The 22,126-nt window shown below is 62.9% G+C and carries 19 protein-coding genes; 7 read left to right on the forward strand and 12 right to left on the reverse strand.

All coding sequences use genetic code 11. From position 1 onward, the window contains the following. The first annotated feature begins 322 nt into the window (after positions 1–322). Genes BMX62_RS04615 through BMX62_RS04630 form a run of 4 tightly spaced genes read left to right on the forward strand, consistent with a single transcriptional unit; the run spans position 323 to position 4,529 of the window. Positions 323–1,702, forward strand: coding sequence for a M16 family metallopeptidase (locus tag BMX62_RS04615; RefSeq protein ID WP_090204973.1), 1,380 nt, complete (start codon positions 323–325; stop codon positions 1,700–1,702). A gap of 39 nt (positions 1,703–1,741) precedes the next feature. After that, positions 1,742–3,067: a M16 family metallopeptidase gene (locus tag BMX62_RS04620; RefSeq protein ID WP_090205185.1), complete on the forward strand. Its 1,326-nt coding sequence runs from the start codon at positions 1,742–1,744 to the stop codon at positions 3,065–3,067. After that, a complete protein-coding gene (rsmD, locus tag BMX62_RS04625; RefSeq protein WP_090204976.1) occupies positions 3,067–3,651 on the forward strand; it encodes a 16S rRNA (guanine(966)-N(2))-methyltransferase RsmD in 585 nt (194 codons plus the stop codon). Before BMX62_RS04620 ends, rsmD begins: the two co-directional genes overlap by 1 nt. After that, on the forward strand, positions 3,648–4,529 hold the full coding sequence (locus BMX62_RS04630) for a fructosamine kinase family protein (RefSeq protein ID WP_090204979.1): 882 nt from the start codon (positions 3,648–3,650) through the stop codon (positions 4,527–4,529). The genes rsmD and BMX62_RS04630 overlap by 4 nt, the downstream gene beginning before the upstream one ends. Here BMX62_RS04630 and fis read toward each other — a convergent pair whose 3' ends face one another. From fis to uvrD, 12 genes are all read right to left on the reverse strand, one after another. Beyond that, a complete protein-coding gene (fis, locus tag BMX62_RS04635) occupies positions 4,530–4,784 on the reverse strand; it encodes a DNA-binding transcriptional regulator Fis (RefSeq protein WP_090204983.1) in 255 nt (84 codons plus the stop codon). Further along, entirely contained in the window at positions 4,781–5,770 is a 990-nt protein-coding gene (gene dusB, locus BMX62_RS04640; RefSeq protein ID WP_090204987.1) for a tRNA dihydrouridine synthase DusB, read from the reverse strand. The genes fis and dusB overlap by 4 nt, the downstream gene beginning before the upstream one ends. Before the next feature lie 74 nt (positions 5,771–5,844). After that, positions 5,845–6,477 carry a DUF3426 domain-containing protein gene (locus tag BMX62_RS04645; protein WP_162273492.1) on the reverse strand — a complete coding sequence of 211 codons (633 nt, stop codon included), beginning with the start codon at positions 6,475–6,477 and terminating at the stop codon, positions 5,845–5,847. 163 nt (positions 6,478–6,640) lie between these two features. Continuing rightward, entirely contained in the window at positions 6,641–7,528 is an 888-nt protein-coding gene (prmA, locus tag BMX62_RS04650) for a 50S ribosomal protein L11 methyltransferase (RefSeq protein ID WP_090204993.1), read from the reverse strand. Beyond that, positions 7,528–8,874 (reverse strand): acetyl-CoA carboxylase biotin carboxylase subunit, encoded by a 1,347-nt coding sequence (gene accC / locus BMX62_RS04655; protein WP_090204996.1) that lies wholly within the window; start codon positions 8,872–8,874, stop codon positions 7,528–7,530. Before accC ends, prmA begins: the two co-directional genes overlap by 1 nt. A gap of 26 nt (positions 8,875–8,900) precedes the next feature. Next, positions 8,901–9,380: an acetyl-CoA carboxylase biotin carboxyl carrier protein gene (gene accB / locus BMX62_RS04660; RefSeq protein WP_090204999.1), complete on the reverse strand. Its 480-nt coding sequence runs from the start codon at positions 9,378–9,380 to the stop codon at positions 8,901–8,903. 6 nt (positions 9,381–9,386) lie between these two features. Beyond that, entirely contained in the window at positions 9,387–9,830 is a 444-nt protein-coding gene (aroQ, locus tag BMX62_RS04665) for a type II 3-dehydroquinate dehydratase (protein WP_090205002.1), read from the reverse strand. A 247-nt stretch (positions 9,831–10,077) separates the two neighbouring features. Continuing rightward, positions 10,078–10,653 carry a TlpA family protein disulfide reductase gene (locus BMX62_RS04670; protein ID WP_090205005.1) on the reverse strand — a complete coding sequence of 192 codons (576 nt, stop codon included), beginning with the start codon at positions 10,651–10,653 and terminating at the stop codon, positions 10,078–10,080. A 2-nt stretch (positions 10,654–10,655) separates the two neighbouring features. Further along, positions 10,656–12,449 (reverse strand): protein-disulfide reductase DsbD, encoded by a 1,794-nt coding sequence (locus BMX62_RS04675; RefSeq protein ID WP_090205008.1) that lies wholly within the window; start codon positions 12,447–12,449, stop codon positions 10,656–10,658. Further along, positions 12,446–12,766: a divalent-cation tolerance protein CutA gene (cutA, locus tag BMX62_RS04680; RefSeq protein WP_090205011.1), complete on the reverse strand. Its 321-nt coding sequence runs from the start codon at positions 12,764–12,766 to the stop codon at positions 12,446–12,448. The genes BMX62_RS04675 and cutA overlap by 4 nt, the downstream gene beginning before the upstream one ends. 13 nt (positions 12,767–12,779) lie before the next feature. After that, positions 12,780–13,862 carry a TRAP transporter substrate-binding protein gene (locus BMX62_RS04685; protein ID WP_090205014.1) on the reverse strand — a complete coding sequence of 361 codons (1,083 nt, stop codon included), beginning with the start codon at positions 13,860–13,862 and terminating at the stop codon, positions 12,780–12,782. A gap of 23 nt (positions 13,863–13,885) precedes the next feature. Next, a complete protein-coding gene (gene uvrD / locus BMX62_RS04690; protein WP_090205017.1) occupies positions 13,886–16,078 on the reverse strand; it encodes a DNA helicase II in 2,193 nt (730 codons plus the stop codon). 140 nt (positions 16,079–16,218) lie between these two features. Here uvrD and BMX62_RS04695 point away from each other — a divergent pair, with 140 nt between their 5' ends. The 3 genes from BMX62_RS04695 (at position 16,219) to lpdA (ending at position 21,981) form a co-directional block, all read left to right on the forward strand. Then, positions 16,219–19,050 carry a 2-oxoglutarate dehydrogenase E1 component gene (locus BMX62_RS04695; RefSeq protein WP_090205019.1) on the forward strand — a complete coding sequence of 944 codons (2,832 nt, stop codon included), beginning with the start codon at positions 16,219–16,221 and terminating at the stop codon, positions 19,048–19,050. A gap of 93 nt (positions 19,051–19,143) precedes the next feature. Further along, entirely contained in the window at positions 19,144–20,445 is a 1,302-nt protein-coding gene (gene odhB, locus BMX62_RS04700; protein WP_090205022.1) for a 2-oxoglutarate dehydrogenase complex dihydrolipoyllysine-residue succinyltransferase, read from the forward strand. Between the two features lie 87 nt (positions 20,446–20,532). Next, on the forward strand, positions 20,533–21,981 hold the full coding sequence (gene lpdA, locus BMX62_RS04705; protein ID WP_090205024.1) for a dihydrolipoyl dehydrogenase: 1,449 nt from the start codon (positions 20,533–20,535) through the stop codon (positions 21,979–21,981). Positions 21,982–22,126 lie beyond the last annotated feature (145 nt).

The raw sequence follows: 22,126 nt of genomic DNA on the forward strand, positions 1-22,126 counted from the left end.
GGGGCCACGGTGGGTGCCGGAGGCTTGGCTGGAGGGGCGTCCGCTGTGGGCGGTTTGGGGACAGGCTCCGGGGGAGATGCCGCCGGGGGAGAATCCGGTGATGGCCCTGACCCTGCCTTGGCGGATTTTTCGGAACGGGTATCCTCGGGCGCCTTGATGATCTCCAGGCCCTCGATGATCTCCAGGGATTCCACGGACTCAGCGGCCTTCTGAGGCGGCTGATCGACAGGTTTTTTCTTCTTGCGGAAACCGAACATGCGCTGATGGAGTCTACGGTGATGTTCAAGAGCCCACATCCTACCACTGAGGGACGCTTGCTGAAATGAAACATCAAACGCCTTGGATCAGTCTGTTATTGGTACTGCTACTGTTACCCGGTGGGTTATGGGCCACCGAAAGCAGCCCTGTACATGAGTTCATGCTGGATAACGGCATGAAAGTGCTGGTGCTGCCGGATCGACGGGCGCCGGTGGTGGCGTCCATGGTCTGGTACCGGGTGGGTTCCGGTCACGAACATGGGGGTATCACCGGCATTTCCCATGCCCTGGAACATATGATGTTCAAGGGCACCCATGCCCATCCTGCCGGGGAATTTTCCCGCATCATCGCCAGCCTGGGCGGGCGGGAAAATGCCTTTACCAGCCGGGACTACACCGCCTATTTCCAGCAACTGGCCGCCGAACATCTGGAAACGGCCCTGAAGCTGGAAGCGGACCGGATGCAGCATCTGGCCTTGCCGGAAGATGAATTTATCCAGGAGATGCGGGTGGTGCGGGAGGAACGGCGGCTGCGAACCGAGGACAACCCCAACGCCCTGACCTTTGAGCATTTCAATGCCGTCGCCTGGCTCAACAGCCCTTACGGTATTCCCATCATCGGCTGGATGGGGGACATCGACGAATACACGGTGGCCGACCTGCGGGACTGGTATGACCGTTGGTATGCCCCCAACAACGCCATCCTGGTGGTGGTGGGCGATGTGGAGCCAGAGGCTGTACACCATCTGGCCAGCACCCATTTTGGCCCGATTCCGGCCCGGGATCTGCCGGTGGTGAAATCCCGCACCGAGACCCCGCAACGGGGGGAACGGCGGATCACGGTCCGGGCACCGGCCCAGGTGCCCTATCTGCTGATGGGCTACAAGGTGCCGGTGATCATGACTGCCGAGGAAGACTGGGTGCCTTATGCCCTGCAGGTGGCCGCCGGCGTGCTCAATGGAGGACAAAGTGCCCGCTTTGCCCGGGAGCTGGTGCGGGAGCGGGAACTGGTGGCTTCTGCCAGTGCCGGATATAACCCCCTATCACGGCTCGATAACCTGTTCGTGCTCAGCGCCACCCCTTCTGCCGGGGTGGATCGGGCCGAGGTGGAAGCGGCCCTCACCGAGTCCCTGGAGCGACTCAAGGACGAGCCGGTCAGCGCCGCCGAACTGGAGCGGGTGAAGGCCCAGGTGGTGGCCCGGGAGGTGTATCGCCGGGATTCCATCATGGGACAGGCCATGGGGCTGGGGATGCTGGAGAGTGTGGGATTGTCCTGGCAACTGGGGGACGAGTTTGCCGAGCGCATCCGGGCGGTGACCCCGGAGCAGGTGCAGGCGGTGGCCCGGCGCTATTTTGACGTGGACCAGCGCACGGTGGCCTGGCTGGACCCCCTGCCCATCGACCCGGACAATCCGCCGGGGTATTTCGACGGCCATCTGCGCTGATGGTCTGATTCGCCCATTTTGAAGGAAGGCATGCTCAACATGACGACATTTTCCTCTCTGCCCCGTCCCGGCTGGGGACTGTGCCTGCTGGCCCTGCTGGTCACCCTGACCACTCCGGCGGCCGCCACCACGGTCCAGCATTGGGAAACCGACAACGGCCTCCAGGTCTATTTCGTGCCATCGCCGGCCTTGCCCATGGTGGATATCCGGCTGGTGTTCAATGCCGGCAGCGCCAGAGACGGGGATCATCCTGGCCTGGCCCGCCTGACCAACACCCTGTTGCGGGATGGTGCCGGGGATTGGGATGCCGATACCATCGCCCAGCGGTTGGAGGAGGTGGGCGCCCAGTTGAGTACCAGTTCGGAACGGGACATGGCCATCCTCAATCTGCGCACCCTGACCGAACCGGACTGGCTGGAGACGGCAGTGGAGACCCTGGTCACTGTGGTTGGCCAGCCGACATTGACGCAGCGGGGTCTGGATCGAACCCGGCGTCAGGCCCTGGTGGCCCTGCAGGCCCAGCAGCAAAATCCAGGGGCCATAGCCAGACGGACCTTCTTCGAGACGGTGTATGCCGGACATCCCTATGCCCATCCCCCTCTGGGCACTGAGGCGGGATTGGCCGGCATCACCCCGGCGCATCTGAGCACCTTCCACCAGACCTACTACGTGGCCCGCAACGGCATCCTGGCCCTGGTGGGCGGGCTGGACCGGGATCAGGCCGAGGCCCTGGCGGAACGCATTGCCGCTGCCCTGCCAGAAGGTGAGCCAGCCCCGGCGCTGCCCCAGGTGGCCCTGCCCGAGGCGGAGCAGACCATCCGGGTGCATTTTCCCTCCGAACAGGTCCACATCTTCATGGGCCATCCCGGTATGATCCGGGGGGATGAGGACTATTTTCCCCTGTATGTGGGCAACCATCGCCTGGGTGGGGGCGGGTTCACTTCCCGGCTGATGGATGAAGTCCGTACCCAGCGGGGCCTGGCCTATAGTGTTTATAGCCACTTCTCTCCCATGGCCGCAGCGGGGCCGTTTTTGATGGGCATGCAGACCCAGGTGACCCAGGCGGACGAAGCGGTGGCGGTGATGCGTCAGACGTTGGAGACGTTTGTGGCCAGCGGCCTGGATGAGGATGAACTCAAAGCAGCCCAGGCCAATATTGTGGGCGGTTTCCCCCTGCGCACCGCCAGCAACTCGGGCATTTTGGACCATGTGGCCATGATGGGATTTTACCGATTGCCGCTGGATTATCTGGACACCTTTACCGATCAGGTGGAAGCGCTGGACCCGGTCACGGTGAATGAAGCCTTTGCCCGCCGGGTAGACCCCACCCGGCTGGTCACGGTGATCGTCGGTGGGACCGACTGATGGGAGCCCGTCCGGCAAAACATCCCCGACCCGGTGCGCCGGGTCGGCTGCGCATCATCGGGGGGCAATGGCGCAGTCGGCGTCTGCCGGTGCCCGATGGCCCCGGCCTGCGGCCTACCCCGGACCGGGTACGGGAAACCCTGTTTAACTGGTTGCAGCCGATGATCAGCGGCGCCCGCTGTCTGGATCTGTTTGCCGGCAGTGGTGCGCTGGGATTTGAAGCCGCTTCCCGGGGGGCGGCCACAGTGGTGATGGTGGAGCGGGACGGGCGGGTAGCGGCCCATCTCAAGACTCAGGTGACGGCATTGGGGGCGGCCCATGTGGAGATTCTGGCCCGGGATGGACTGACCTATCTGGCCACCTGTGATGATGGGTTTGACCTGGTGTTTCTGGACCCCCCCTATGGTAAGGGGCTGCTGTCCGGGTGTCTGGTTCATCTGAGCCGCCCTGGTCTGCTGCGGCCTGGTGCCCGTGTTTATCTGGAACAAGCCCTGTCAGAACCAGCACCGGAACTGCCGACGGGGTGGACCGTGGTGAAAGAAACCCAGGCCGGCGAAGTGCTTGGCCGGTTGGTGGCCACATGAGCCTGTGGCCCGCCCTGTGTGATGAAATTACCCGTGCCACTGGCCGCCCCTTCCGGCTCCAGAACCGGCGGGGCGCTGCCGGAGGCTGTATCAATGAAACGGCCCTGCTCCAGGGGCAGGACGGTCGCCGCTTTTTCGTCAAGCTCAATGATCCCCAACAGGCTTTCATGTTTGCCGCCGAGGCAGAGGGTCTGCTGGCCCTGAGGGCACCGGGCGCCATCCGGGTGCCTGAACCCCTATGTCATGGGGTGGTGGCGGGGCGCAGTTTTTTGGTGATGGAACATCTGCCCCTGGGTGGTCCCTCCCATCCTGCCCGGTTCGGGGCGCAACTGGCGGCCCTGCACCGGCATACGGCCCCCCGGTTTGGCTGGCACCGGGACAATACCATCGGCAGTACGCCCCAGATCAATACCTGGTGCGACGACTGGGTGAGCTTCTATCGGGAGCATCGACTGGGTTTCCAGATCCGGCGGGCGGCCCAGGGCGGGGGGGGAACCGGGTTGATCGACGCCGTGGAGCGGCTCATGGCGGCATTGCCGGCATTGTTTTCCGGTTACCAGCCGGTGGCTTCGGTGCTGCATGGGGATCTGTGGAGCGGTAACCACGATACCGACCAGCAAGGCCAGCCGGTGATTTTCGATCCGGCGGTGTATTACGGTGACCGGGAGGCTGACGTGGCCATGACCGAGCTGTTTGGAGGCTGTACCCCGGCGTTTTATGCCGCTTACGATGAGGCCTGGCCCCTGGACCCGGGATATCGGGTGCGGCGGGATATGTATAACCTGTATCACCTGCTCAATCACTTCAATCTGTTTGGCGGCGGTTATGCCGGACAATCAGAGCGGGTGGCCCGACGGTTATTGGCGGAAGCGGAATAATTAATTGACCAGCCCGTATTGCCGCAGCTTCTTGCGCAGGGTACCCCGGTTAAGCCCCAGATACTGGGCGGCGCGGCTCTGGTTGCCGTCACAATGTCTGAGCACAGAGGCCAGCAAAGGCCGCTCCACTTCCTCCATCACCAACCGATACACGTTGTCCGGTTCATGGCCGTCCAGATGGGCAAAATAGTCCTCCAGCGCCTGATGCACTGCCCGGGCCAGGGTTTCACTGTCTGCTTTGATGCCATGGGTCATGCTGCAGCACCCTGCTCCCCACGGGGAAGTGACCGAAAATACTCGCTGATCTGTGCCCGCTGGGTGGCGCCGTCCGGGGCGCCCAGGATACGCGGACGCCATTGGGCAATACCGGGGCGATCATGCAGATACCAGACGATATGCTTGCGGGCGATACGTACCCCCAGCCTTTCTCCATAGAAGTCATGGATATGGGCCAGATGGGTCTGTATCAGGGCATGAACCTGGGCAGGATCGGGATCGGGCAAGTGTGCTCCGCAGGTCAGATACTGGTGGATCTGCCGGAATAGCCAGGGGCGTCCCTGGGCACCCCGGCCAATCATGAGGGCATCGGCACCGGTCATCTCCAGTACCCGACGGGCCTGTTCAGGGGTGCGGATGTCGCCGTTGGCGATGATGGGCATGTCTACTGCCGATTTGACCTGGGCAATGGCCGCATAATCCACGGTGCCTTTGAAGCCACAGGCCGCGGTACGGCCATGAACCGTCAGGGCCTGGATACCCTGGTCCTGGGCCAGTTGGGCAATGTGGGGGGCATTGATATGTTCCCGGTCCATGCCCAGGCGAATTTTCAGGGTGACCGGAACCGATACGGCGGCAACGATGGCCGCCAGAATCCGCGCCACCCGTGGCGGGTCTGCCAGCAGGGCGGCACCGGCACTGCGGTTGATCACCTTGCGGGCAGGGCAACCCATGTTGATGTCGATGATCTGGGCACCCTGGTCCACGGCAGCCGCCGCCGCTGCCGCCATCATGGCAGGATCATGGCCCACGATCTGAACGCTACGGGGGCCGATTTCCCCATCCTGGTCCAGACGCAGGCGGGATTTGGTGCGCTGCCACAGGCGCATGTCCGCGTGTACCATTTCCGAAACCGCCAGACCGGCCCCCTGGGTGCGGCACAGGTGACGGAACGGGCGGTCGGTGATCCCTGCCATGGGCGCCAGAATCAGTGGCGGGTCGATACTATGAGGGCCGATATACATGGGTCTTGAGGGGCTGCCTGATGTGCGCTGAAGGTGCCATCATACCCACGGGATTGAGACTGATGAACCTACACTTACTGGGTGAGTAGACGAAACTGGTAAGACACCGCCTCTGGCGCGGGGTCTTCCAGTTCCAGCCGGATATCCGCTGGCTGCCCCGGCGGCATCAACCCCTGGGCAGGCTGTAGCAGGTAATGGGCCGAGGACAGCCGCCGGGCCGCCACGGGCTGACCCATGGGGTCCATCAAGACCACCTCCAGGATTGGCCAGGGTTGGGGAAAATCGGCCCGGTTTTTCAGTTGGCCAGTTACCATCAGGGCATCGGGGCGGGTGGGGTGGCTATGTACCTCCCGGCTGATCAGGTGCAGGGCCTCGGGGTCAATGGCCGGCGAAAGTGAACAGCCTGCCCAGTCGCAGCCCAGACGAACCCAGGGTTCCAGATCAGGATGGGCCAGTAACCATTCCCGCTGCTGGTAGGCCAGTTGCCCTATCAGAAGCACAATCAACCACAAGCAGGCCAGCTTCCAGACCAGGGTGTTCCCCCGGACTGGCGGCAAGGGCTGGGGTCTGGTCAATTCCTCCCGCAGTACCGGGGGCACGGTGGGGGGGAGCGGAGGCGCCGATGACCGTAGGGATGCCAGGGTGTCATCGACGGCAGCAGCACCGGAGTCTGCCCCCTCCGGCACCCCAAAAGCCTGCAGATTCAATTTTTGAGGCCGTTCCCCCAAGGGGCTGTGGGGTTCCGGAGGGGTGGCGTCAGCGGGGGATGACAGCTTCTGACCACAATGGGGGCATGAGGCCGTTTCCGTTTGCCCGCAGGTTGCGGGGACGAGGTGGGGATGCTGGCAATGGGGGCAGTTGGGCATGGCATCAGACCACGGGGTGACGCCGAACCCCCTGCAGCAGGGTCCAGCCGTCCAACTGGTCGGCCACACTCATTTCAAACCAGGGCTCATGGGCAGAAGCCACTTCATCCGCCTGACGGTCCAGTAAACCGGCGAGGATGATCCGTCCTCCGATCCGGGTGCGGTGACCCAGGGCCGGGGCCAGGGCAATCAGGGGGCCAGCCAGGATATTGGCCATGGTCAGGTCGAAGCGGATCTCGTCCGGCAGGGCATCGGGCAATACCGCCTGCAGTCGTTCCGGGGGGATGTGGTTGCGCTGGGCATTCTCCCGGGTGGCGGTCATGGCCTGGGGGTCGATGTCCACACCCCAGGCATGGCGGGCGCCCAGGGCCAGGGCGCCGATGGCCAGGATGCCGGAGCCACAGCCGTAATCCAGTACCTCCTGATCCACGGGGGCGTGGCGGTCCAGCCAGCCCAGGCACATGGCGGTGGTGGGATGGGTGCCGGTACCAAAGGCCAGACCGGGGTCCAGACGGATGTTCACCGCCTGGGGGTCCGGGGTCTGGTGCCAGGTGGGTACGATCCACAAACGCTCCCCGAAACGGATGGGCTTGAAGTCATCCATACAGGCCCGCACCCAGTCCTGATCTGGCAGCACCTCGTGGTGGATACACTCCGGCGCAAGGCCCAGCGTCCGGGCCAGGGCGGCGGTGAGGCCAGGGATATCGGCATCGGCGGCAAACAGTCCGGTCACCAGGGTATCCGGCCACAGGGGGGTTTCCCCCGGCAAGGGTTCCAGCAGGGGAAAGTCCCCGGCATCCCGCAGCATGACCGAAACTGCCCCCAGGTCCAGCAGGGCGTCTTCCACGGCGTCGGTCTGCTGGGCCGTGGCCGGAAGGGTGATCTGGATCATCAGCTCTGCGCCTTGAGTTTCTTTTCCAGGTAGTGAATATCCGTACCACCCTGCTGGAAAGCCACATCGTTGATCAAATCCCGGTGCAGGGGGATATTGGTCTTGATGCCTTCAATCACGATCTCCGACAATGCCCCACGCATGCGGGCCAGGGCAATCTCCCGGGTGGCCCCATAGCTGATGAGTTTGCCGATCATGGAATCGTAGTAGGGGGGAACCTTGTAGCCGTTATAGATATGGGTATCCACCCGGATACCCGGACCACCGGGGGCATGGTACTGGCTGATGGTGCCGGGAGAGGGCATGAAGGTGGCCGGGTCTTCGGCATTGATGCGGCATTCGATGGAATGACCTTGCAAGATGACCTGATCCTGGGTGAACCCCAGGGGTTCGCCGGCAGCGACCCGAATCTGTTCCCGCACGATGTCGATGCCGGTCACCATCTCGGTCACCGGATGTTCCACCTGCACCCGGGTGTTCATTTCGATGAAGTAGAACTCCCCATCCTCGTAAAGAAACTCGAAGGTGCCCGCACCCCGATAACCGATCCGGCGGCAGGCATCGGCGCAGCGTTCGCCGATGGCCCGGCGCTGTTCCTCGGTGATGCCGGGGGCGGGGGCTTCCTCGATCACCTTTTGGTGACGGCGCTGCATGGAGCAGTCCCGCTCCCCCAGGCTGACGGCCTGGCCGTGCGTGTCGGCAATCACCTGAATCTCCACATGCCGGGGTCGCTCCAGATATTTCTCCATGTAGACGGTGGGGTTGTTGAACGCGGAAGCCGCCTCGCTGCGGGTCAGGGAAATGGCGTTGATGAGGGCGCCATCGGCGTGAACCACCCGCATACCCCGGCCACCACCGCCGCCGGAGGCCTTGATGATCACCGGATAGCCGATTTTGCGGGCCAGGGCCAGATTTTCTTCTGGATCATCCCCCAGGGCGCCGCCGGAACCGGGGACGCAGGGTACACCCGCGGCGATCATGGCCTCCTTGGCGGAGACCTTGTCCCCCATCAGGCGGATGGTCTCGGCCCGGGGGCCGATAAAGGCAAAACCGCTGGATTCCACCCGTTCGGCAAAGTCGGCATTTTCCGACAAAAAACCGTAACCAGGATGGATGGCCTCGGCATCGGTCACTTCAGCGGCGCTGATGATGGCGGGAATATTGAGATAGCTGTCCATGGAACGGGCCGGACCAATACACACCGACTCGTCCGCCAGACGCACGTGTTTGAGATCCCGGTCCGCTTCGGAATGTACCGCCACGGTCTTGATGCCCATTTCACGACAGGCCCGCAGGATCCGCAGGGCGATTTCACCCCGGTTGGCAATCAGTATCTTGTTGAACATCTGTTTATCTGGCCCCTGGTGGTTGTTCAGTCGATGATGAACATGGGTTGACCGTATTCCACCGGCTGCCCGTTTTCCACCAGAATAGCCTTGATCACGCCCGTTTTGTCGGCCTCGATCTGGTTGAGCATTTTCATGGCTTCGATGATGCACAGGGTATCCCCTTCCTGCACCGATTGGCCCACCTCCACAAACGCCCGGGCGCCGGGAGTAGGGGCGCGGTAGAACGTGCCCACCATGGGGGCAGTGACCTGATGGCCGGGAGGCAGGGCAGGCCGGGTTTCCGCTGCCGGTGTCGGTGCCGGCGGGGAGGAGGTGGGTGCCGATGGGGCAGCAGGTGCGGCGCCAGGGACCATGTATTGCTGGGGTGGCATCATGAAGGTGGTCCCGCTGTTGGGCGCGGCCCGGGTGATGCGGACGGACTCCTCACCTTCTTGAATCTCGATCTCGTTGATGCCGGATTCCTCCAGCAATTCGATCAGTTTCTTGATTTTTCTGATATCCATGGCGTCTCAGTTTCGGTGGGTCAGTTGCATGGCGGCCTGTAGCGCCAGCCCATACCCCTGGGGGCCCAGGCCGATGATCACACCGGCGGCCACATCGGACAGGTAGGAATGGTGGCGGAAGGACTCGCGGGCAAAGGTGTTGGACAGATGCACTTCAATGAACGGTATGGCCACGCCCAGCAGGGCGTCACGCAAGGCGATGCTGGTATGGGTGTAGGCACCTGGATTGATCAGGATGCAATCCACCCCCTGATGACGGGCGGCGTGGATGCGGTCGATCAGGGCGTGTTCCCCGTTGGACTGAAAGGCGTCCAGATGGTGACCTGCCTGTCGGGCCTGTTCGGTCAGGGCCTGGACGATGTCATCCAGGGTCTGGCGGCCATACACATCGGGTTCTCGGGTACCGAGCAGGTTCAGGTTGGGACCGTTGAGCAGCAGGAACTGGGCCATGGGCTTTACAACATCGCAAGGAGTGAAAAATGCCGGGCCTTGCGGGGTGAAAACCGCGGTCAGACGCAGGAAAAATGAATACCCCCAAGGTGCAGGGGATTGTGCCTGATGGTTGGGGTGGTGTCCAGAGGATATGCCGGATCAGGGTGTTTTTGCCGAAGTTTCCTGCATGTTCTCATACTTTTCCGACAGTTTTCGTGGGATGCTTGATGTCCTGGGGCGCAGGATCGGCCTGTGGTTGATGTGGCTATAGCAACGGCTGCAGTTCCCGCTCCAGGGTCGCCTGGGTCAGTTCACCGGCATGGATATAGCGGATATGGCCCTCCCGATCCAGCAGCACACTATAGGGCAGACTGCCGAAACGGTTGCCGTAGCGATGGGCCACGGCCATGGCGTCATCTTCGCCGATCAGCACGGGAAAATTCACGCCATGGGTGTCCATGAAATCCTGGACGGCCTGAGGTTCATCGATGGCCACCGCCACAATGGTAAAACCGGCAGCGGCATGGGCTTCCTGCATCGCCACGAAGGTGGGCATTTCCTTGCGGCAAGGGGGGCACCAGGTGGCCCAGAAGTTAATCAGCACCACCTGCTGATCCCATTCGGCGATGGTACGGGTCTGGCCCTGCATGTCGGGCAGGACAAAATCGGGGCGGTACTGGCCCAGCATCCCGGCTCCGGTCAGTTCACTGTTGGCCGTTCTGTCGGAGGAAAACAGACCAAGCCCAAAACCGGCTACAGTGCCAAAGCCCAGGATCAGCACCAGCAGCAGGACCGGTAACAGGTAACGGAACGAGACAACATTGGATGGAAACCGGGGCATATCTAAAAATGGTCCAGAGTCTGTTGCAGATGGTGGCTAAAACGGCGGGCGTTCATGTAGCCCACCACCCGCGCTTGATGGATTTCCTGTCCCTGCTCATCATAAAAGACCAGCGCCGGCGGGCCAAACAGGTCAAAGGCTTGCAGCAACGCCCGGTGATCGGCGGTGTTGTCCGTGACATCGACTTTGAGCAGGTGCACCTGGGACAGGCGCTGGGTCACGGTGCTGTCCTGGAAGGTGGTGCGTTGCATCCGTACACAGTCCACGCACCAGTCGGCATAGAAGTCCAGCATCACCGGCTGACCCCGCTCCCTGGCCTGGGCCAGTTCCCGTTCCAGATCCGCCAGGCTGTTCACCGGGCGAAATGGCAGCGGGTGAACCGTGGCTGAACTGCCGATGGTGATGCCGCTCAAGGGGCGCAGCACATCCCGCCCGCCGGTGGCGGCGCCGACCATCACCACCATCCCGTAGATCAGGATCACCAGACCCAGCCCCTTCCACAGCGCCCGCCAGAGGCCAGCCTGCCTGGGCAGGGGCTTTACCGCGATCATGTAGATGGCAAAGCCCATGAGCAGGGTCGCCCACAGGAACAGGGTCACCCCGGGTGGTGCCACCCGCTCCAGCAGCCAGATGCCCATGGCCAGCAGCAGCACGCCGAACACCACCTTGACCGTATCCATCCAGGCCCCGGCCTGGGGCAGCAGTTTGCCGGCAGAGGTGCCGATGATCAGCAGGGGCAGGCCCATGCCCATGCTCAGGGAGAACAGGGCCAGGCCGCCGAGTACCGCATCGCCGGTCTGGCTGATGTAGAGCAGGGCGCCCACCAGGGGGGCGGTGACGCAGGGACCGACGATCAGGGCCGACAAAAAGCCCATGATTGCGGCACCGATGAGGGTACCGCCCTGTTGTTTGCCGGACAGGGCAGAGAGCCGGGTCTGGACGCCGGAGGGCATTTGCAGGTCATAAAAGCCGAACATGGACAGGGCCAGGGCGATGAACACCACCACAAAGCTGCCGATGATCCAGGGGTTCTGGAACGCGGCCTGCAGGTTGGCCCCCGCCAGGCCAGCAAACACGCCGGCCACGGTATAGGTCAGCGCCATGGCCAGAACGAAAACCAGGGAGATGAAGAAGGCCTTGCGGGTGGTGAGATCCTTCTGACCGACGATGATGTTGGACAGAATCGGGATCATGGGCAGCACACAGGGGGTGAACGTCAGTAACAGACCAAAACCAAAAAATGCCAGGACCACCAGCCAGAGGCGCCCGTCCGCCAATTGGGCAGCAATACGGTCCTGCTCGGTGATCCCTGTTGGAGGCTTCAGGGCCTGGGGGCCACGGATATCGGTCAAATCCAGGGTGACGGTTTGAAAATGGGGGGGATAGCACACCCCGATATCGGCACAGCCCTGGGAGCGGGCCTTGAGGGTCAGGGTGTTGGGGGCATCCTCATCCCGCAGCAGGGGGATATGAATGGAGATATGGTACCGATAGGTTTCCACCTGGCCGAAGAATTCGTCTTCCTTGATGACCCCGGCGGGTCGGCGGGGTTCTCCCAGGGTGATGCCTTCGGTCTGGGACTCGAACTGAAACTGGGCGCCATAAAGATAGTAACCGTCAGCAATACGCCAGCGGGCCACCGCCGTGTACTCGTCCTCCAGATAGGCGTCAAAGGCAAAGGCCCGGTCCGGTGGCAGGAGTTCGTTGCCTCCACTTTTACCGAACAGGGCCAGGGCGGGGAGGGCGGGCAGCAGCAGTGCCAGTAACAGCAAAAATACCAGTGAGCGTCGCATCATGAGTCGGTGTTATCGTCGATCCAGCGCAGGTAGCCTTCCAGGCCATGGGTGATTGGAACCGCGATGATCTCCGGAAGTTCATAAGGATGCAGGGTCTGGAGGGTTCTTTGCAGGGTATCGAGGCAGTCGGCCCGGGACTTGATCAGCAGCACATGTTCGCTATCTTCCTGAACGTCATCCTGCCAGACATACACGGAAGTCGCCGCCGGCAGGATGGTGACGCAGGCCGCCAGCCGGCGCCGGACCAGTTCGCCGGCAATCTCCCGGGCGCGAACAGAGTCATTGACGGTGGTGAGGATCAGCAGCTTGTCGCTCATATCAAAAACTCAGTCAAATTGCGTTAATTTCCTTCCAGCGGACCATGTCCGACTGAAACCCCATATAGGCGGCATGGACCCGGCGGATAAAAGGGTCGTCCTCTGCCATGGCCACCAGCAGGTCCTGGGTCAGACGGCGCAATTTGTCCAGTACCGGGGTCGGGAATCGCTTCAACTGAACACCATGCTCACTCACCAGCCGGTCCAGAGTCTGTTGATTACGGGCCAGGAACGTTTGCAGCATCTGTTCGCCAGCCAGCCGACAGGCCTGGGCCACCGCCACCTGAAGATGCTGGGGCAGGACTTCGTAGGCGTCCCGGTTGATCAGGGCTTCCACCTGAAACCCCGGAGCCTGCCAGCCCGGATGATAGTAATAGGGCGCCTGACGATGTAGCCCCAGCGCCATGTCTTCATAAGGCCCCATCCACTCGGCAGCCGCCAGTTGCCCCGCCGCCATGGCTTCTGGTAAATCATCACCGGGAAGATGAATCACCTGGGCACCGGCACGACGCAGGACTTCCCCCCCCAGTCCTGCAGCCCGAATGGGCAGCCCCTGAAGGTCTGCCAGGGTTTGAATGTCATGCTGGAACCAGCCGCCCATCTGGGCGCCGGTATTGCCACAGGGAAAGGGGATAACATCAAACGGGCGGTACAGATCCCGCCAAAGCTCCAGACCGCCGCCTTCGTGTAACCAGGCCTGGGTCTCCAGGGCATCCATTCCAAAGGGAACGGCGGTGAAAAACTGGGCAGCGCCACTTTTACCCTGCCAGTAGTGGGCAGCACCATGACCGATCTCGGCAGCCCCTCGGGACACTGCGCCGAAGATTTTAAAAGGAGAGACCAGGTCATCCGCTGCAAAGATGCGAACCTGAATCCGGCCCTCGGACAGTTCGTGAAGCATCCGGGCCAGCAATTGGGCACCGCCCCCCAGTCCGGGAGAGTCATGGGGCCAGGCGGTGACCATCCGCCAGTGAAAGCGACGCCCCGTATCCGGCGCCGAAAACTCGGTACCCTGGGGGACGCCACAACCGGTCAGGACGCCGCCGGTGGCCAGGGCGGTAAGGGCAGCTTTGCCCAGGAAATCCCGTCGATGCATGGATGACCTCGGTGTTGTATGCGCTAACTCAAGATGGGCTCAAGTTTGGCAAAACCCACCACCAGCCACTTGCTGCCCTGGCCAGCAAATCGCACCTGTACCCGGGCTGATTTACCCTGCCCTTCCAGGTCGGTGATTATCCCTTCGCCAAATTTGGGATGACGTACCCGGTTACCGATACCCAGACCGTCTGCTGGTGCCGGCCCCCGGAAGGTGGAGGATTTTCTCTGGCTCCGGCCCGGAGTTGGGGCCAGGGGGCGGCGGATCATGGCCTTGGGACGGACATCTTCCAGTAGCTCGGTGGGTAATTCTCCGATAAAGCGGGAGGGGGTGTTGTAGGTTTCTCGACCGTGAAGCCGACGGGTTTCCGCATAACTGATCACCAACTGGCGACAGGCGCGGGTGATGCCCACATAGGCCAGTCGCCGCTCTTCTTCCAGACGGCCAGGTTCCTCCAGGGACATGCGATGGGGAAATAATCCCTCCTCCATGCCCACCAGAAATACCAGCGGAAACTCCAGTCCCTTGGCTGAATGCAGGGTCATCAACTGAACACAGTCTTCCCAGGGGTCTGCTTCCCCTTCCCCCGCCTCCAGGGCGGCATGGGCGAGAAAGCCGGTCAGGAGGGGCATCTCGTCCCTGGTTTCACGGTCGGGTGCAAAGCCCTTGGCGGCGCTGATCAGTTCGTCCAGGTTGTCCAGCCGGGTCTGGGCCTTTTCCCCCTTCTCCCGGGCATAGTGTTCCCTCAGACCGGAATGGGCCACCACCTGTTCCACCTGTTCGTGGAGTTCGATGCCCTGACAGGCCTGCTCCATGGCGTCAATCTGTTGTATGAACCCCCGCAGGGCATTACCGGCACGGGGCGTCAGGCGGCCCTGGGACAGCAGCTGTTCAGCGGCGGCCCACAGGCTGCTGCCCTGTTCCCGGGCCTGCTCCCGGATCAGGGCCAGGGTCCGCTCTCCCAGCCCCCGGGCCGGCTGGTTGATGATCCGCTCCAGGGCGGTGTCATCCGCCCGGTTTTCCACCAGGCGCAAATATCCCAGGGCGTCCTTGATTTCCGCCCGTTCAAAAAAGCGCAGCCCACCATAGACCCGGTAGGGTATGCCGGCCTGAATCAGCATCTCTTCAAGGACCCGGGACTGGGCATTGGAGCGGTAGAGAATGGCCGCATCCCGACAGGCCTTGCCCGTGGCCCGCCAGGCCAGAATCCGGTCGCGCACGAAGCGGGCCTCTTCGTATTCGTTGTAAGCCGCATAGAGGGTGATGGGTTCACCGGGAATGTCCTGGGTCCATAGTTCCTTGCCCAGACGCTCGCCATTGTTACGGATCAGGGCATTGGCGGCCTGGAGGATATTTTGGGTAGAACGGTAATTTTGTTCCAGACGCACCGTGCGGGCGCCGGGGAAGTCGCGGCAAAATTTCTGGATATGTTCAATACGGGCGCCCCGCCAGCCGTAGATGGATTGATCATCATCGCCGACGGCAAACACCGGTGTGCGGTCCCCTGCCAGCAGTCGCAGCCAGGCATACTGGATGGCATTGGTATCTTGAAACTCGTCCACCAGAATGTGACGGAAACGATGCCGATAATGTGCCAGCAGATCCGGGTGGTCCCGCAGCAGTTCCAGACAGCGCAGCAGCAGTTCGGCAAAATCCACCACGCTGGCGCGACGGCAGGCGGCTTCGTAGGCGCTATAGATACGGATCATCTGCCGGTTCACCGGATCGCCGGTGTCCTGCAGGTGTTCGGGCCGTACCCCTTCGTCCTTGCGGTTGTTGATGTACCACTGCATCTGCCGGGGCGCCCAGCGGTCCTCATCCAGTTCCAGTGCCTTGAGTACCCGCTTCACCAGTCGCAGCTGGTCTTCTGAATCCAGGATCTGAAAGGCTTCCGGCAGGCCGGCCTCCCGCCAGTGAATCCGTAGCAGGCGATGGGTCAGGCCGTGGAAAGTGCCCACCCACAATCCCCTGGGTGGAATGCCCAGCAGGCTTTCCAGGCGTCCGCGCATTTCACCGGCGGCCTTGTTGGTGAAGGTCACGGCGAGGATACTGTGGGGTGAAAGTCCTTCTGCCTGGATCAGCCAGGCCACCCGATGGACCAGAACCCGGGTTTTGCCACTGCCGGCACCTGCCAGCACCAGCAGAGGACCACAGGGACTACCCACCGCTTCGCGCTGGGCTTCGTTGAGAGATTCAAGCAGGGGAGCAGCATCCATCCGGGGGAGTCTATCAAAACCCGTGGCTGGGTTGACCCTCTTGGATAGAATGTCGAAAAGGTCTACATATATTAGGGCGACAGCAGCAGAATCGCCCGGATTATAAACTTACGCTATTCACGCCACCAGCGGATGCGCAGATGACCAAAGCGACCCAAGCCCGCGACATGCAGGCTCAATGGAATACCTCCCACCTGGATGCCGGGAACGCCGCCTACCTGGACCAGCTCTACGAGACCTACCTGGAAGACCCCTTGCAGGTATCACAGGCCTGGCGAAGCTATTTCGAGGACATGACCCGGGCTGGCCGGGAACCCCAGATCATCCATAGCCGGGTCCGCGAGGAATTTCGCCAGATGGCCGAGGCCGGCACCCAGCGCGGCCTGCCCATGGGCAGCCTGGAGCACGAACGCAAACAGGTCCGGGTGCTTCAGTACATCAATGCCCATCGCTTTTTGGGGCATCTGCAGGCGGACCTGGACCCCTTGGGCCTGCATGAAGCCGCCAGCACCCTGCCGGAACTGACCCTGGAACACCATGAGTTGTCGGAAGGCGACCTGGACACCGTCTTCAACACCGGCTCCCTGTTCGGTCCCAGTGAAGCCTCCCTGCGAGAGATTACCCGCATTCTCAAGGGCACCTATTGCAAAACCCTGGGTGCCGAATACATGCACATCACCGAGACCACCGAAAAACGCTGGCTACAGGAACGCCTGGAGCCGATGCGCGGCGAACCCGGCTTCACCGCCGACCGCAAGCGCTACATCCTCGACCGCCTCACCGCCGCCGAAGGCCTGGAACGCTACCTCCATAACCGCTATGTGGGCCAGAAACGCTTCTCCCTGGAAGGGGGCGAGAGCCTGATTCCCATGCTGGACGAGCTGATCCGGCGCGCCGGTGAGCAGGGGGTGCGGGAGATGGTCATGGGCATGGCCCATCGGGGCCGCCTGAACGTGCTGGTGAACATCCTGGGCAAATCCCCGGCGGAGCTGTTCCAGGAATTCGAGGGCAAGGGTCGCCGCCATCCCGGCACCGGCGACGTGAAATACCACATGGGTTTTTCCTCCGACATCCAGACCCCCGGCGGCCCCATGCGCCTGGCCCTGGCCTTCAACCCCTCCCACCTGGAAATCGTGGGACCGGTGGTGGAAGGCTCGGTGCGCGCCCGGCAGACCCGCCGCGACGACCGGGACGGGGACGAGGTGCTGCCGGTGGTGATCCACGGCGATGCCGCCTTTGCCGGTCAGGGTGTGGTGATGGAAACCCTGAACATGTCCCAGACCCGGGGTTTCTCCACCAAGGGCACGGTGCATATCGTCATCAACAACCAGATCGGTTTCACCACCAGCACCCTCAAGGATGCCCGTTCCACCCCCTACTGCACCGACGTGGCCAAGATGGTGAACGCCCCCATCCTGCACGTGAACGGCGATGACCCGGAGATGGTGCTGTTTGCCACCCGGATCGCCCTGGATTACCGGATGACCTTCAAGCAGGACGTGGTCATCGACCTGATCTGCTATCGACGCCATGGCCATAACGAGGCCGACGAGCCTTCCGCCACCCAGCCCGTGATGTACCAGCGCATCAAGTCCATGCCCACCACCCGTGCCCGCTACGCGGAGCGACTGGAACAGCAAGGCATCCTCGACGGGGAAGAGGCCCAGGCCATGGAAGCCGCCTGCCGCGCCCGTCTGGACGCCGGGGCCAGTCTGATGCCCTTTGTGATCGACAAATCCGAAGCCTTCTACGACAAGGCGGTGGACTGGAAACCCTTCATTGACCGGGACTGGCGGGAGCCCACCGAAACCCGGGTCGGCCTGGATACCCTGCGCGGGCTATGGCGACGCATGGTGGAGCTGCCCGAGGGCTTCGAGCTGCACCCCCGGGTGGCCAAGATCATGGACGACCGTCGCAAGATGGCCGCCGGCTCATTGCCTCTGGACTGGGGTTTTGCCGAAATTTCCGCCTACGCCAGTTTGGTCACCGAAGGCTACCCGGTGCGCCTGACGGGGCAGGACAGTGGTCGGGGCACCTTTTTCCATCGTCACGCGGTGCTGTTCAACCAGCGGGACGGCAACCGCTGGATACCGCTGCGCAATCTGGCCGAGCACCAGGAGGAGTTCCTGGTCATCGATTCTTTGCTGTCGGAAGAAGCGGTACTGGCCTTCGAGTTCGGCTATGCCACCGCAGCCCCCAACACCCTGACCCTGTGGGAAGCCCAGTTCGGCGACTTTGCCAACGGCGCCCAGGTGGTGATCGACCAGTTCATCAGTTCCGGTGAACAGAAATGGGCGCGTCTGTGCGGCCTGGTGATGCTGCTGCCCCACGGCTATGAAGGCCAGGGCCCGGAACATTCATCCGCCCGCCTGGAACGCTATCTGCAACTGTGCGCCCAGCACAACATGCAGGTCTGTGTCCCCTCCACCCCGGCCCAGATCTTCCACCTGCTGCGGCGCCAGATGATCCGGCCCTACCGCAAGCCGTTGATCGTGATGACCCCCAAGAGCCTGCTGCGCCACAAGCTGGCGGTGAGTCCCCTGGAATCCCTCACCGAAGGCCATTTCCAGAATGTCATCGACGAGATCGACCCCCTGGCCCCCCAGGAGGTCACCCGGATCGTGCTCTGTGCCGGCAAGGTCTACTACGACCTGCTGGAGCGTCGCCGCGCCGAGGAGAAGCACGGTATCGCCATCCTGCGCCTGGAGCAGCTTTATCCCTTCCCGGAAGAAGAACTGAGCCGGATTCTGGCCCAGTATCCCAACGCCACCGAGTTCTACTGGGTCCAGGAAGAACCCCTCAACCAGGGGGCCTGGTACTCCAGCCAGCATCATATCCGCGCCCTGCTGGGCGAAGACCGCTACCTGCAGCATGTCACCCGGCCCGCCTCCGCCTCACCCTCGGTGGGCCATCTGGACGTTCACGTGAAACAGCAGGACGCCCTGATCGAACGGGCCCTGCGCCAGAACTGACCTGGCCACCACCAGGGCGAGAGACACACAGGGGGCCAACGGATGTGCATCGCATCCGCGTCCCAAGGCCGGAACCATAAGGACACATAAACCATGAGTACAGAGGTCAAAATCCCGCAACTCCCCGAGTCCGTCTCGGATGCCACCATCGTCAGCTGGCACAAGCAACCCGGAGACCAGGTCAAGCGGGACGAGATACTGGTGGACATCGAAACCGACAAGGTGGTGCTGGAAGTCCCCGCCCCCGAGGACGGGGTAATGGGGGAGATCATCGAGCCGGCGGGGGCCATCGTCACCGCGGGGCAAGTGATCGCCCGCCTGGAAAAGGCCGGCAAGGGGGGCAAGGGTGGCGGCAAGAAAAAGGCCGCCAGGAATGACGGCGGCAAGGACACGGAGAAAACCGCGAAGCAACTGGATACCGCCACCGCCGGGCGGGATGCCGCCGATGAGGGGGATGACCCGGCCCTGAGTCCGGCGGTACGCCGCCTGGTCAACGAACACGGCCTGGACCCGGCCGAGATCGAAGGCACCGGCAAGGGCGGCCGCCTGCTCAAGGAAGACGTGCTCAAGTACCTGGAAACCCTGGAGGCAGAGGCCGCCCAGGCACCGGCAGCGCCTGCCACCGCCCCGGAAGCCCAGGCGGCCCCGGCACCCAGCGCCCCGCCGCCGGCCCCGTCCACCGGCCCCAGCGGTGCCCGCCCGGAAAAGCGTGTCCCCATGACCCGCCTGCGGGCACGCATCGCCGAGCGCCTGGTGGAGGCCCAGCAGAACGCCGCCATGCTCACCACCTTCAACGAGGTGAACATGAAGCCGGTGATGGACCTGCGGGCCCAGTACAAGGACCGCTTCGAGAAACGCCACGGCGTGCGCCTGGGCTTCATGTCCTTCTTCGTCAAGGCCGCCACCGAGGCCCTCAAGCGCTTCCCCGAAGTGAACGCCTCCATCGACGGCAAGGACATCGTCTACCACGGCTATTTCGACATCGGCATCGCCGTCTCCGCGCCCCGGGGGCTGGTGGTGCCCATCCTGCGGGATACGGACACCCTCACCATGTCGGAGGTGGAGCGCACCATCAACGACTTCGGCAAGAAGGCCGAGGCGGGCAGTCTGGGCATGGAGGACCTCACCGGCGGCACCTTCACCATCTCCAACGGCGGTGTCTTCGGCTCCCTGCTGTCCACCCCCATCATCAACCCGCCCCAGAGCGCCATCCTGGGCATGCACCGCATTCAGGAACGCCCCATGGCCGAGAACGGCCAGGTGGTGATCCGGCCCATGATGTACCTGGCCCTGTCCTACGATCACCGCATCATCGACGGTCGCGAGGCCGTGCAGTTCCTGGTGACCATCAAGGACATGCTGGAAGACCCGGCCCGACTGCTGCTGGAAGTGTAGGGACCATCCTGAACCATGCCCGTGTGGCGGTCGAGGCCGCCACACGGGCCACATGAACACAAGACAATTAAGATCGGGAGCCAGACCATGGCACAGCAGGACTATGACGTAGTAGTGATCGGCGCCGGCCCGGCAGGCTATGTGGCCGCCATCCGTTGCGCCCAGCTGGGACTCAAGACCGCCTGTATCGACCGCTGGCGGGATGACGCGGGCAAGGAGCGCCTGGGGGGCACCTGCCTGAACGTGGGCTGCATCCCCTCCAAGGCCCTGCTGGAATCCTCGGAACTGTACGAACACACCCGCAAGCACCTGAACACCCACGGCGTGCATGTGGGCGACGTAGAACTGGATCTGGCCGGCATGATGGCCCGCAAGGACCGTCTCATCGGCAACCTCACCCAGGGCATCCAGGGCCTGTTCAAGGCCAACAAGGTCACCTGGCTCAAGGGCCAGGGCCAGCTTCAGGGGGAGCGCAAGGTCTGCTTCACTTCCCACGACGGCAAGGAAGAGATCCTGGAGCCGGAACACATCATCCTGGCCCCCGGCTCCCACTCGGTGGAATTGCCCTGCGCCCCCTATGACGGCAAGTACATCGTCGATTCCACCGGCGCCCTCGCCTTCGACCAGGTACCCAAGCGCCTGGGGGTGATCGGCGGCGGCGTCATCGGCCTGGAGCTGGGCAGCGTCTGGCGCCGCCTGGGGTCCGAAGTGGTGGTGCTGGAGGCCCAGGACCGCTTCCTCTCCTTCTGCGACGACCAGGTCTCCCAGGAGGCCCTGAAGATCTTCGGCAAGCAGGGACTGGACATCCGCCTCTCGGCCCGGGTCACCGACACCCAGGTGGACGAGGACAAGGGCACCGTCACCGTCATGTACGAGGATGAACAGGGCCGTCACGAAGAGCGCTTCGACCGCCTGGTGGTCTGCGTCGGTCGCCGCCCCGCCACCGACGGCCTGGTCAGCGGCCCGGTGGAACTGCTCATCGACGAGCGGGGGGCCATCCATGTGGACGACCACTGCAAGACCACCCTGCCCAACGTCTATGCGGTGGGCGACGCGGTGCGCGGCCCCATGCTGGCCCACAAGGGTTCCGAGGAAGGGGTCATGGTGGCCGAGCGCATCGCCGGCATGGGCACCGCCCTCAACTACGAGACCATCCCCAGCGTGATCTACACCCTCCCGGAGATCGCCTGGGTGGGCAAGACCGAGCAGGAACTCAAGAGCAAGGGCATCCCCTATGCCGTGGGCGTGTTCCCGTTTGCCGCCTCTGGCCGGGCCAGGGCCATGGAGGACACCACCGGTTTCGTCAAACTGCTGGCCCACGCCGACACCGACCGCCTGCTGGGCGCCCATGTGATCAGCTCCCGCGCCTCCGAGCTGATCGCCGAATGTGTCATCGCCCTGGAATTCGGGGCCTCCAGCGAGGATCTGGGCCGCACCGTCTTTGCCCACCCCACCCTCTCCGAGGCGGTGCACGAAGCCGCCCTGGCCACCCTGGGCCATCCCCTGCACATCCCGCCGGGCAAGAAGAAAGGCTAAAAACCTTGACTTTCAGCCAGTGCCCCGTTCCCTCCCCAGGGGAGCGGGGTAGCCTGTTAAATAGTTTAAAGTTATCAAAAGATATTATTTTTATATTTCAAAAGAATTTGCTGGCTGCATAGAATCGTCTCCAGCACGTCATTTT

This window comes from Ectothiorhodospira magna (genome assembly GCF_900110965.1).
Lineage (GTDB): Bacteria > Pseudomonadota > Gammaproteobacteria > Ectothiorhodospirales > Ectothiorhodospiraceae > Ectothiorhodospira > Ectothiorhodospira magna.